9 protein-coding genes are annotated in these 12,328 nt (G+C 51.6%); 6 read left to right on the top strand and 3 right to left on the bottom strand.

Annotated features, from left to right (window positions below):
* The first annotated feature begins 128 nt into the window (after positions 1–128).
* Positions 129–386: a hypothetical protein gene (locus tag TMES_RS22680; RefSeq protein WP_143589714.1), complete on the top strand. Its 258-nt coding sequence runs from the start codon at positions 129–131 to the stop codon at positions 384–386.
* A 102-nt stretch (positions 387–488) separates the two neighbouring features.
* On the opposite strand, the gene cysQ is transcribed toward TMES_RS22680, so the two are convergent.
* The gene (cysQ, locus tag TMES_RS17730; protein WP_085585011.1) at positions 489–1,304 is read right to left on the bottom strand and encodes a 3'(2'),5'-bisphosphate nucleotidase CysQ; all 816 of its coding nucleotides are present in this window, start codon (positions 1,302–1,304) and stop codon (positions 489–491) included.
* Positions 1,305–1,382: 78 nt separating this feature from the next.
* The gene (gene amrB / locus TMES_RS17725; protein WP_085585009.1) at positions 1,383–2,852 is read right to left on the bottom strand and encodes an AmmeMemoRadiSam system protein B; all 1,470 of its coding nucleotides are present in this window, start codon (positions 2,850–2,852) and stop codon (positions 1,383–1,385) included.
* A gap of 99 nt (positions 2,853–2,951) precedes the next feature.
* On the opposite strand from amrB, the gene amrS reads away from it, so the two are divergent.
* The 3 genes from amrS (at position 2,952) to TMES_RS17710 (ending at position 8,573) form a co-directional block, all read left to right on the top strand.
* Positions 2,952–4,073 (top strand): AmmeMemoRadiSam system radical SAM enzyme, encoded by a 1,122-nt coding sequence (gene amrS, locus TMES_RS17720; protein ID WP_085585126.1) that lies wholly within the window; start codon positions 2,952–2,954, stop codon positions 4,071–4,073.
* Between the two features lie 121 nt (positions 4,074–4,194).
* Positions 4,195–7,983 carry an SIR2 family protein gene (locus tag TMES_RS17715; protein ID WP_143589713.1) on the top strand — a complete coding sequence of 1,263 codons (3,789 nt, stop codon included), beginning with the start codon at positions 4,195–4,197 and terminating at the stop codon, positions 7,981–7,983.
* Positions 7,984–8,054: 71 nt separating this feature from the next.
* Positions 8,055–8,573 (top strand): GNAT family N-acetyltransferase, encoded by a 519-nt coding sequence (locus TMES_RS17710; RefSeq protein WP_158091269.1) that lies wholly within the window; start codon positions 8,055–8,057, stop codon positions 8,571–8,573.
* An 18-nt stretch (positions 8,574–8,591) separates the two neighbouring features.
* Here TMES_RS17710 and TMES_RS17705 read toward each other — a convergent pair whose 3' ends face one another.
* Positions 8,592–9,863, bottom strand: coding sequence for an NnrS family protein (locus tag TMES_RS17705; RefSeq protein ID WP_245835502.1), 1,272 nt, complete (start codon positions 9,861–9,863; stop codon positions 8,592–8,594).
* 238 nt (positions 9,864–10,101) lie between these two features.
* On the opposite strand from TMES_RS17705, the gene TMES_RS17700 reads away from it, so the two are divergent.
* Together TMES_RS17700 and TMES_RS17695 are read left to right on the top strand one after the other, a co-directional pair.
* Positions 10,102–11,571 carry a leucyl aminopeptidase gene (locus TMES_RS17700; RefSeq protein WP_085585003.1) on the top strand — a complete coding sequence of 490 codons (1,470 nt, stop codon included), beginning with the start codon at positions 10,102–10,104 and terminating at the stop codon, positions 11,569–11,571.
* A gap of 70 nt (positions 11,572–11,641) precedes the next feature.
* A complete protein-coding gene (locus TMES_RS17695) occupies positions 11,642–12,097 on the top strand; it encodes a DNA polymerase III subunit chi (protein ID WP_085585122.1) in 456 nt (151 codons plus the stop codon).
* Positions 12,098–12,328 lie beyond the last annotated feature (231 nt).

Raw genomic sequence — 12,328 nt, 5'->3', positions numbered from 1 at the left:
GACTTTCACGTTACCCTTTTTGTCACAGGAAGAGCCATTCGTCGCTGGTTAATTCGGCGTCATTTGTTTGCAAATCATTTAGATTGGCGTGTATAATTTTCGAGCAAACAGCGCAGAGCCGCCAATAAATGGCGGCTCTTTTACGCTATAGTTCGGTATCGCTCCGCGGTAGTGATCCGAACCGCGTCGCCGTTAGTCCGGCGGCTATTTACGTCACCTACACGTTGTGTGGCGATGTCATTATAGTATTCCCGGTTTATAAAAAAGTCAAGGTTCCTGCGGGTTTTGTGTGCCATAGCGATGGCTTTGGCAATGTTGCATTGCGCCGGGTTTATCATATTGATAACGGGCCCAAAACACCGCGTCCTTGTGCAGGGCAATGCTAGGCGGGGAAGGCGCGGATAAAAAAAACAGCAGGATGAAACAATGTCCATCCTGCTGTTAAGGGTCGCGGCGGTTCTGCCATAACGGGCAATCGCGCCTGAAATCTAGTTTTGATAGGTCACCGGTACTGACGGGCTGCGGGCGACGAAATAGGGATTGGCAAAATCGCCCTTGCCATAAACAAACGGGCGGCCATCCATGTTTTCAACCACGCCACCGGCAGCGGCCAGAACCGCGTGGCCCGCCCCGATATCCCATTCCATGGTGCGGCCCAGGCGCGGGTAAAGGTCGGCTTCGCCCTGTGCGATCAGGCACAGTTTCAGCGAGCTTCCCGCCGGGCGCATTTCACGCACTTTCAAATCGCCCAAAAATGCTTTCATCGCTTCCGGGTCGCCGTGCGAGCGTGAACCCACCACGACGATGCCATCTTTGGGCATCGGGCGCACGGTGATGGCGGTGGTTTTGGGGTCGGTATCGTTTTCAATCAGCTTGGCACCGTCAGGCCCGCCGAAATACAGCTTTTCCAGCGCCGGGGCATAAACAACCCCCATAACCGGCACACCTTTGGCAATCAGCGCGATGTTGACGGTAAATTCGCCATTGCGTTTGATAAATTCCTTGGTGCCGTCCAGCGGGTCTACCAGCCAGAAAAAATCGGTTTCCGTTGATACATCGGGAATATCGCCTGCCGCGGCACTTTCTTCGGATACGATTTTAACATTGGGCGTCAGGGCGTGCAGGCCAGGCAGAATAATGGCTTCGGCGGCTTCGTCGGCCTCGGTGACCGGCGATGCGTCATCCTTGGATCGCACTTCAAAATCGGTTTTATAGATTTCCATGATCGCCGCACCGGCCTTGCGGGCAATCTCGATCAGGCCGTTTTCAAGGGCGTGGGCATTTGCGGGCAAGCCGTTGGTCATGGGAAATCCTTTGTCTGGGGGAATATGTTCATAGGGGATGACCTAGGCAATTTTACAAGAAAGGTCCAGTCCGTATCTTTACCGGTGATGGTTGTGTTCTGCCCAAAGGGTGCCCGGTGCAAACACGGTTTTGCTTTCAATCCCGCGTGTGACAAAGCGTTGCGCTGTCAGCGTGTTTGACCAGTAATCCATCGGCAATCCTGCCTTGCGTTTCAGGTGGCGGGTAAAATCTGTCGGGTCGGGCAGTTGATCCCAGACTTGTGGCAAAAAAAGGCCGCGTTTGTTGCCATCAGATAAAATAATACCGTCCTCAAACGGGGTTAGCCTGTCGATAAAATCGGCTTCGCTTTCAAAGGGAAACGGCTGTGGTTTTGATAATACCGAAATCGACATTTCCAGATCATCCGTCAGGTCTGCCGCCGTAATTTTGGCAAAGCGCGGGTCGTCAAAGGCCGCCTTGAAAGCGTTTTCACACACATCTTGCGCCAGAGCGCGCTGTGCGATGATGGAACCAATGCACCCGCGTAAATCGCCATTTAACTTCAAGGTCACAAAACAGGCACCGGGGTGGTTTAGATCATCTGGCAACGTGTCGATGTTCGCTTGCAGGGGGGCATCCTGCGCCAGCCCATGGCGGATTGACTGGCTGGCAAGGCGCAGCAACCCTTTGCCATGCCGGTTTAGAATGTTTTGGGTGGCATCGGTGAAACCGCTTTCATCATCAGGTAAAATGGCTGTTTCGCTATCGTAAAACGCCCACGCGCCATAGCCAACCACACGGGATGTATCGCCACTGGCGACGCTGGAATTTTGCAGTGAAAGCGTTTTCACTTTCATGTCGCGTTTGCGCGCCACGCGCAGCAAGCCGACAATCGCCAGGCAGCCACAGGCATCGTCAAACCCCAGTTCCTCAGCCCTGAAATTTTCAATCAATTGGCGGGTGCGGTCATCCATTTGGCACGCCGTGGCGTCATCGTGAAAATGCGACAGGTCGGACGAAATCACCATCAGGGTTTCCGGTCCGCCCCACAGTGTTTCAACCACTTCTTCAATCTGGTGGGCGGCACAGCGGCTGACCAGCAGTGGCACAATTTGCACTTCGGGCTGATTTGCGAAAATATGCTGAATAAACGGCAATTCAATTTCCAGCCCGTGTTCCTGCACATGTGCTGCGTTAAGCCGCTGCACCTGCGGCAGGGCCAGAACGCTGTTAATCGCCGCTTCATCCACCGGCACAGTGCCCAGCGGCGTTTCAAACGCGGTGGCATCGGCCACGGCAATACCTTGAAACGCCATGCGATGGGCCGGGCCGATAATCACCAAACGTTTGATGGTATGGATCGCAGGCAGGATGGTGGCAAACCCGTTTGCCGCAATGCCACCGGAAAACACCAGCCCGGCATGGGGCACGATGATGGCCTTGGGCGCGCTTTCATGGGGGGCGTGGGTGGCGGCAGACGCCATCAGGTTTGCAATGGTTGTGCGCAACACACTGGCATCGGCAGGATAAAACGTACCGGCAATGGCGGCGGGGCGAATAATGGTCATGGCGCATCCCTTTTGATCTGCGATCCTTTGCAAAAGATAGCGCGCGAGACTAGATTTTCAAAGGATGCTGCATTTTATTAACAGGCGGACCTGATCATGATGACCGCACCCCCGACATTGCCCGGCATACAAGCACCTTTGGTCGACACCGTGCCGGGCCGTTACTGGCACCGGCTGGATGATGGCCGTATTCAGTGCGATGTCTGCCCGCGTTATTGCAAGCTGGCCGAGGGGCAACGCGGCCTGTGTTTTGTCCGTGCCCGGCAAAATGACCAGATGGTGCTGACCACCTGGGGGCGGTCATCGGGGTTTTGTATTGATCCGGTCGAGAAAAAGCCGCTGAACCATTTTTTGCCCGGAAGCCCGGTTTTGTCCTTTGGTACGGCGGGCTGCAATCTGACCTGCAAGTTTTGCCAGAACCATGAAATTTCCAAGGCAAGGCAGATGGATGCGGTGGGTAGCCTTGCCACCCCCGATATGATTGTGCAAACCGCAAAACAATGGGGCTGTTCGTCGGTGGCCTTTACCTATAACGACCCGGTGATTTTTTTGGAATATGCGGTGGATGTGGCAAAGGCCTGCCGGGCGGCAGGGATTAAAACCATTGCGGTCACGGCGGGCTATATTGGCAAGGATGCGCGGGCAGAGTTTTTTCGCCATATGGATGCCGCCAATGTGGATTTAAAAGGCTTTACCGAGGCGTTTTATCACAAGCTGTGTTCGGCCCATCTGGATGATGTTCTCGAAACCCTGATTTATCTGAAGCGCGAAACCGGGGTGTGGTTTGAGCTGACCAATCTGGTGATACCGGGTGAAAATGACAGCGATGGCGAGTTTGATGCCATGACCCGCTGGATCATGGCCAATCTTGGCCCCGATGAGCCGGTGCATTTCAGCGCCTTTCACCCCGACTGGAAAATGATGGATACCCCGCAAACACCCGCACAAACCCTGATCCGGGCGCGGGAGATCGCGCTTAAAAACGGGCTGCGCTATGTGTATGTCGGCAATGTGCATGACCACGCGGCTTCTAGCACCTATTGCCATAACTGCCATACCCGCCTGATTGGCCGGGACTGGTATGAGCTTTCGGACTGGAAGCTGGATGCGCACGGAAATTGTACTGAATGCGGAATCGCCTGTGCCGGGGTGTTTGGCCCCAAGCCTGGGCAGTGGGGCCGCAAACGCCAGCCGGTGCGGTTAAGTGCTGCGCGGCAGTGAATTAGCTAACGACTAACAGATTATATCACAGAGTTTTCCTGGCTGTTTTCTATTTCCGGCTGCTTATGTGACGAGTTAAACTTGGTTAAATGCACCGGGTATCAATAGGGATAGTTGTGACGTGAGATTTCATGCAAATGGACCAGCCATACCGGACTATTTGTTGCAAAAAAGAGATGAGGGAAGGTGTGTTTTTCTGTGCGGTGCCGGTGTTTCGATTCCAGCAGGAATGCCAACTTTTGTAGGGTTGGCACAGTATGTCATAGATAAATTAGATCCCGATGAAAACGGCGACATAATGCGGGACTTCCTACCTTGGAAAATAGGTGGCAACGGTGCCAAAACCCCGTTGGATCAGTTGTTCAATTCTTTGTATCAGGAATATGGTCGCGATGAAGTGAATGCGATTGTTTCTGAATGCCTTGGAGCGCCAAGGAATGATGATCCAAGTGACAAGCATAGGTTAATTTGTCGAATTTCCTCTGATCGTGATCATCGGCCACAAGTGGTAACAACGAATTTTGATCGTTTGTTTGAGTTTGGCCAAGATGAACTGTTGCAAGTACGCGTTGCGCCTACCCTACCAGTGCTTGAGCATGGAGATTCAATCACGGGCATTACTTATCTTCATGGTCATATTGGGCAACCAGATAGTTACGTATTAGGGAGCGCGGATTTTGGGCGCGCCTATTTGGCCGAAGCATGGGCAACGAATTTTATTAGAGAACTGATTAAACATCATACTGTTGTTCTTGTTGGGTATAGCGCAGATGACCCACCCGTAAAATACCTGTTGCAGGGATTGAGTCAGAATGGCGGGATTGATCAACGCAATTTATATGCGTTTGACCGTGGGCGTCATGAAGACATTGAAACGAAATGGCGAGATCGTGGTGTTACTCCTATAGCTTATTCGGGGGAGGGCAATGATCACTCAGCACTTTGGGATACGTTTGAGGCTTGGGCTGAACGTGCTGATGACCCAAGGGCGTGGCGCGGAAATGTAATAAATCTGGCACGTAAAGGGCCGAGATTAGTAGAGGCATATCAGCGTGGACAAGTTGCCCATGTTGTTCGCACAACAGCCGGGGCGCGCGCATTTGCCAACGCGACACCGAAGATAACGGCTGAATGGCTTTGCGTTTTAGATGTTAATTGCCGTATTGCAGATATTTCTAAAGGCTATGGCGAAGACGCAGAGATATTTGATCCACTGCAAACCTATGGCTTGGATGATGACCCGGCACGCCCCCCTGCGAACTCCTACTGGCAGGCGCGAATTCACGATCATCTGCTTGGCTGGCGGCCCGGTGATGACAATCCAGAAAATATCCATGATCTCGGAGCCTTTCCTGCGGCTGATAATATGCCACTACCTTCTCGTTTGGGGACACTTGTTTGGTGGATTTCTGAACATCTGGACAGCCCAATTGCTGCATGGTGGGCTTTTCGTCAACGGCGTTTACATCCAAGTTTTTTAAAGTTTGTGCGTGATGCGTTAACAAGACAGAAGGATCTGCCCTCCGATGCCCGAAAAATGTGGAACGTGCTTGTTGAGATGCACACAGCCGTTTCAGCTGATCGGCATGGTTCATACTGGTTTGAATTAAGAAGAATGATCGACGTTGAAGGTTGGTCAAACCATGTAATCCGAGAGTTTGAAAATTTTTTGTTGCCTTCATATGCCACGAGTTTTTTAGGAGGTATCAAAAAATCCAAAGCTCCTCTTGGTAGTTGGGCGAATACAGATGTTAAAGACATTGCGAATTTGAGCGTTAAATTTCCCGACCTGCATCAACAGGATTTGGAAATTCCGGACTGTGATTTAGATGTGGTTATTTCTGCGGCGGAGAATTGTTTCCGCCGGGCTATTATGATGTTGCAGGATTTGAATGTATCTTATTACCCTGTTCCGACTTGTTACCCTGGGCGGGAAACAGAGGGAAGGTTAACAGATACACGAACTTCCGGTTTTTTTGACTGGTTTTTGAGTTTATTTTCTCGAATGGTTGAGCATCATCCTGAAGTGATGCGGAACAGGGTCCTGCTTTGGCCTGAAAGTGATCCCTATTTCTTTCGTAAATTAAAATTTTTTGCCGATGCCCATAGATTGCTGTTTTCAGGTGAAGAGGTTGTCAATTTTTTACTTAAAGTTGATCCGGAGATATTCTGGGATTATCAAGTTTCACGTGAGGTTTTGTTTTTGTTACAGGACCGGTGGGGCGATTTTTCACGCAACGAAAAGGAATCGTTGATTGAAAAAATGTTACTTTACTCTGAAGTGGGCGAAGACTTTAAACGAGAAGAAAGTATCCGTCAAGTAGCTTGTTATATCAAGTTTCTGAGTTTGAATGGATGCGAATTGTCGCCAACACATACACAGCGTTTGGCTGAATTAATAGCTACAGTGCCGAATTGGAGAGATGAGTTTGCGAAAGAGATAGTTAGAAAAAGAGGGGGCAATTTTGGATATGTGAAGGTAGATGACGCACCTGCGGTTTTCGATGGTCTTTCAGTGAATGAAGTTTCAGAAAGATTAGATAATATGCCCGGCAGAGGTTGGGGTGATTTTTTTGAGAAGAAGCCATTTATAGGTCTGGTTAAAAATAACCCCAAAAGATCATTGCTCGTTCTCCTTCATAAGGCGCGTCGAGATGAGTATCCGGCAGAGTTTTGGTTTCAATTAATTGATAAATTTCCAGAAAATGTTACCCGGCGATTTCTGTTGGTTTTTGCACGAGAATTAGGGCGTTTACCATTTGAGAAAATTGAAGGAGTTGAATATTATATTGGTCGTTGGATCAATGGTAATCTGAATAAAATTTACACTTTAAGCCCTCTTGTCGCGTGGAGTGTTTTTGACCATTTTGCCTCGAATATAATAATTGATCGTAGTGACCTGGGAGAAGATGGGGCAGCGAAGGTTATTGCAATGGATGAGGCTACCCAAAGGTCTCGCTGTTTGTTTGAGTGTGCCATTAATGAACCGGCAGGGCACGCGATGGACGGTATCCTAAAGGCATTGGAGACTTTAGGGGTAAAAGAAAATGCGGGTATTCCTGGTGCTTTCAGGCAAAGAATTGAAAGGTTCTTGGAGAATCCCGGAAACGAGAAAAATTATGCGGTTTGTATTTTAACTCGTTATATTGGATGGCTTTATTCGGTTGACCCTGTGTGGGTTATGACGCGGCTTGTGCCGTTATTCAGTTCTAATAATGACGTTTCGGAGTTCGCGTGGAACGGGTTCTTATACAGCGAAACTAAGTTTCCGCCAGAAGTTGCGGTGACTGTTAAGCCGTACCTTCTTCAAATTTTTCCAAAAGTATATGAATGGAAATGGCCGGATGGGGATATAGAGCTTGCAGTTGATCTTTTATCGTCGATGGCGATATTTGATGCCAACGAGCCGCATGGGTTGACTTATCGGGAAATGCGAAACTGTCTAAGAAGAATGAATGACCGTAGCCGCAGTCATGTTGTTCATTTTCTTACACGTTTTGGTTGTGAGGAGTCTAATGGCTGGGTTGATCATGTTGTTCCATTCATTACCAATGCCTGGCCGTTGGAACGCAAATATCGAACCAGTAGTTTGGTTGCTGAGTGGGTTCTATTGTTGAGCCGATCTGGAGATCATTTTCCTACAGTATTACAGGCGGTAAGAAAGTTTTTGGTGCCAGTTTCAAGTGGAAATGGACTTTTCAGTCTGGATATGACGTTAGATGACGATGAGCCACTCGTTTCCAGATTTCCTCAGGAAGTTTTGTCTGTTCTTGACGCAATTATACCGGAAACAATGTCTGTGGTGCCGTTCGAGCTGTCGCAAATGCTGTCTGAAATCGAAAAAGCGGCACCCGAACTTTTTCGTACTAGGCATTTTTTGAGGCTTATTGATCTTGTGGAACGTCAGTGACCAGAAGTCGTTTGAAAAGCAGGAGCTTATTTAAATCGACGCCGCCGACATTTGCGATGGATAAGTCAATCATGGGACCAAATAATTTGAACATACGCCCCGCCATTGCCAGCGATGTGGATGCTGTTTTTGCCATTCGGTTGAAGGTTACCGAAAACCGCCTGACCATGGCGGAGCTGGCGACGCGCGGCATTACCAAAACGGCATGGTTTAACTGGCTTGAAAACGGCACCGGCGTTTGGGTGGCCGAAACGGGTGGTGCGGTGGGCGCGCGCGGTATTATCACCGGCTTTGCCATTGCCCTGCCCAAAGAGGCCACCTTGTGGGCGCTGTTTGTAGACCCCGAATATGCAGGGCAGGGCATAGGTTCTGCCCTGTTAAAAACCGCCGAAGACTGGCTGTTTGCCCAAGGCTGCGATGAAATATCGCTGACCACCGAAGCCAACCCCAAAATTCGTGCGCACGGGTTTTATGAACGCCATGGCTGGATTTTAACCGGCGATGCCGACGGTGGTCAGGTGGAATATGTTAAAGGCAGCGCTGCGGGCATGGGCTTGTGGGCGGATGATATGCTCGACATGCCGGTTTAGGCACGCCGGGCACTGGTGTTACCCCTTTTTCAATGGTGCGCCAATCAGTATCGGGGCATAGCGCAGCACGAACAGTAACCAGCCACCAACCCAGCATAAGGTTGCTGCCGCCAGGATTGTTAAATAATGGCTGCCCGCAACCGGGGCGATCAGGCGCAGGGCGGTTGCCAGCCAGATTAGCGAAAACCCGGCGGTATAAAGCGTGCCCGCCACAAGGGCGCGCCCGGTATGGCCCAGTGCCGCGCGCCCACCCACGGCCATGATCATGCAGGCCATGGCCCCGGCACCACCGGCATGAAGGGCATCGTTGATACCGTATAAATCGGGGCGCAGCAGAGCAAAACCGATCAGCATCAGGCTGGTTGGCAGCCAGAAATAGGCGGCGTGCAGCATAATTACCAGTGGTTCGCGAACGGTATGAATACCGCGCCAGCGCGCCAGCCGGGCATAGTGCAAAACCCCCGTTACCATTAAAACAATGGCGGCCCCCCGGTGCCACGGGGTAAAGGCCAGAATGGCCGACGCGATGAGCGCGCCCATGCACAGCGCATCGAAGCGGTTAAACGAAACCGGTTCGGCAATGCCGGGTAATTTCCCGGCGCGGATCAGCCAGTTGCGGGTGAAGCCGGGAATGATGCGCCCGCCAATAAGGGCGATCAGAACCATGAAAACAAAAATACCGGCGCGCGGGAAAAGGTCGGCATCAAGTGCGATAACATCGGTCGCGGCCAGCACGAACAGGGCATCAATGAAGGCAAGGGTGCCAATAATCGCCAGCAGTTTTAAATTGCGCCGGTTGTTGCCCAAAATCAGCTCGCGGGCGGCAAAAATAATCAGCACAGCGAAATAAGACAGCTCGGCGATCAGCAAAACAGCGACATTGATGTTGGCGGCAAAAATCATGGCGACCCTTCCCGCCAGCCAGCACAGGGTCAGCAGGATAATGGCCCGGCCTTGCAGGGGCGGGCGGCCTGTCCAGTTGGCAATCGCGGTGAGCAAAAAGCCGCCCAGTGCCGCGCCGCCAAAGGCAAAAATCATTTCATGACCATGCCAAAGCGCGGTTGTGCCCAGTTGCGGGGCCCACAGCCCGTGAATCATGGATGATAACCACCACACAACGCCAACAATAGCCTGCACCCCGGCCAGCAGAAAGAGCGGCCGAAAAGCCCCCCGCCAGATGGGCCATGTAGGCTTTGATGCCGGGGCAGTTGCGGCGGGATCGGTGATCAGGATGGGAATGGGGCGCGAAACCATGATGTGACCTTGCAGTTCTGATGCGATTTTCGCCATGGTGCATGACTGGAAAATTGCCGCCTTGATTTTTAGCAATTTTCTAAAAGCGACAAGCGGCCAAAATGAATGATTTTTTTGTTTCTTTACGGGATACCCCTTTCTTTCGGCGGGCATCTCGTTAAATTGGGAGGATCGGGTTTTTAACCTGAACAGGATACATTCGCGATATGTCCGCAATCGGGTGGCGGATTAAGACCATAAACAGACCCAGAAAATTTCAGGAGTCCTTTCCGATATGAAGATCACTTTTTCCGATCTCGCAGTTCCGGCTTCCGGCGCGGTTGTGGCCTTTGCCACCGAGGGCGGCGATCTGATGCCCAGTGCTGTTGCCCTTGATGAAGCCACCAAGGGTGCGGTTGCACGGGCGATCAAGGCATCGACCTTTAAGGGCAAGTTCGGCCAGAATTTGCAGGTTCTTTCACCCGCACATGTTGAACTGTCGCGCATTGTTATTTTCGGCATTGGCAGCGAAGCCGAATTTGACGTGATTGCCGCGCAAAAACTGGGCGGGCAGGTCACCCTTGCCGCACAGGCAACCGGCGAAAAAGAAATCACCGTCCTGTTTGATATGGACAACCTCGCCAGCGATTTTGCCACCGGTGCCGCCCTTCGCGATTACCGGTTTGACAAATACCGCACCACCGAAACCAAAGACGACAAACCGGTTTTGAAATCGGTTCTGGTGGCCCTGAAGGAACCCAAAGAAGCCAAAAAGCAGTATGAGAGCGCCAAAAAAGTGATCGACGGTGTGTTCTTCACCCGTGATCTGGTGTCTGAACCGGCAAACGTTCTGTACCCTGAAAGCTTTGTTGCCGAAGTACGTGCTTTGGAAAAGCTGGGTGTCGAGATTGACGTTCTTGACGAAAAAGAAATGAAAAAGCTGGGCATGGGCGCGCTTTTGGGCGTGGCGCAGGGCTCGGCACAAAAACCTTATCTGGTGGTGATGCGCTGGAACGGTGGCAAGAAAAAAGAAGCCCCGATTGCCTTTGTTGGCAAGGGGGTGACCTTTGATACCGGCGGGATTTCGATCAAACCGGCGGCTGGCATGGAAGACATGAAGTTTGACATGGGCGGTGCCGGTGTTGTCTCGGGCCTGATGAAGGCACTGGCGGGCCGTAATGCCAAATCAAACGTTATTGGTGTGATTGGTCTGGTTGAAAACATGCCGTCTTCAACCGCGCAGCGCCCGGGCGATGTGGTGACATCGATGTCGGGTCAGACCATTGAAGTGATCAATACCGATGCCGAAGGCCGTCTGGTTTTGTGTGATGCCCTGACCTATGTGCAGGAAAAATACGATCCGAGCCTGATTGTCGATCTGGCAACCCTGACCGGGGCGATTATCATTGCGCTGGGCTATGAAAATGGCGGGTTGTTTTCCAATAATGATGACCTTTCAACCCAGATCACCAATGCGGGCCTTGCCGTGAACGAGCCGGTCTGGCGCTTGCCGCTTGGCAAGGCCTATGATGATCAGCTGAAATCCGACATTGCCGACATGAAAAACGTGGGTGGTCGTCCGGCAGGGTCGATCACGGCGGCACAGTTCCTGAAACGCTTTATCACCAAGGATCGCCCGTGGGCGCATCTTGATATTGCGGCTATGGCCTGGGCGACCAAAGACAGCGAAGTGGCCCCGAAGGGCGCGACCGGCTATGGCGTGCGCCTGCTTGATCGCTTTGTTGCCGATAATCACGAAGGCTGATTTTGCTTTTACCATGCCGGGGCAGGGACAATCCTTGCCCCGGTGTCGTTTTGCATCGTATGACACATCTATGAGCGATATCTGGTTTTACCATCTGACCAATACCCCGCTGGAGCGGGCCTTGCCGACGCTTTTGTTAAAAACACTGGAGCGCGAAAAGCGCGCCGTTGTGTTGACACAGGGCGACGCCCGGCTTGATGCGTTAAATACCCTGCTGTGGACCTATGACAAGGCCAGCTGGTTGCCACATGGCAGCGCACAGGATGGCGATGCCGAGTTACAGCCGGTATGGTTGACCATCACCGATGAAAACCCCAATAACGCCCAGTTCCTGTTTCTGACCGACCGGGCGAACAGCGAAAAGATTGCCGATTATGAACGCGTGATCATGCTGTTTGACGACCGCGATTTTGATGCGGTGGCCGAAGCCCGCACGCGCTGGAAAACCTGGAAAGATGCAGGACATAAATTGTCCTACTGGCAGCAATCACCGGCTGGGGCGTGGGAAAAGAAAGCGGAAAGCTGATCCTTTCCATGGCGTTGCGGGTGGCCTTCCCGGTGGGCGCTGGCGCTTCGCGGGTTCAGGCAAAAATACCAATTTTTAGATTATCGGTCTTGCGGTGGTTTGATGGTCGGGGATCGTTGATTATTAACGAAAATATGCTGTAGTTTTATGGCGATACATACAAGCCATGCGTGAAATGCATGAAGTGGAGCGTTGAATTACATATTCAGGCATGTTTATATAATTGTCATC

Origin of the sequence: Thalassospira mesophila (assembly GCF_002115755.1) — a bacterium.
GTDB classification, from domain to species: domain Bacteria; phylum Pseudomonadota; class Alphaproteobacteria; order Rhodospirillales; family Thalassospiraceae; genus Thalassospira; species Thalassospira mesophila.
The sequence above is the reverse complement of the archived record's forward strand: the minus strand, read 5'-3'. Positions and strand labels throughout refer to the sequence as shown.

Excerpts from the sequence above, each read along its gene's own strand:
- amrB (WP_085585009.1), bottom strand. The coding sequence starts at position 2,852 with ATGACCATTATTCGCCCCGCCGCCATTGCCGGTACGTTTTATCCTGCC.
- TMES_RS17700 (WP_085585003.1), top strand. The coding sequence starts at position 10,102 with ATGAAGATCACTTTTTCCGATCTCGCAGTTCCGGCTTCCGGCGCGGTT.
- amrS (WP_085585126.1), top strand. The coding sequence starts at position 2,952 with ATGACCGCACCCCCGACATTGCCCGGCATACAAGCACCTTTGGTCGAC.
- TMES_RS17705 (WP_245835502.1), bottom strand. The coding sequence starts at position 9,863 with ATGGCGAAAATCGCATCAGAACTGCAAGGTCACATCATGGTTTCGCGC.
- TMES_RS17695 (WP_085585122.1), top strand. The coding sequence starts at position 11,642 with ATGAGCGATATCTGGTTTTACCATCTGACCAATACCCCGCTGGAGCGG.
- TMES_RS22680 (WP_143589714.1), top strand. The coding sequence starts at position 129 with ATGGCGGCTCTTTTACGCTATAGTTCGGTATCGCTCCGCGGTAGTGAT.
- TMES_RS17710 (WP_158091269.1), top strand. The coding sequence starts at position 8,055 with ATGGGACCAAATAATTTGAACATACGCCCCGCCATTGCCAGCGATGTG.
- cysQ (WP_085585011.1), bottom strand. The coding sequence starts at position 1,304 with ATGACCAACGGCTTGCCCGCAAATGCCCACGCCCTTGAAAACGGCCTG.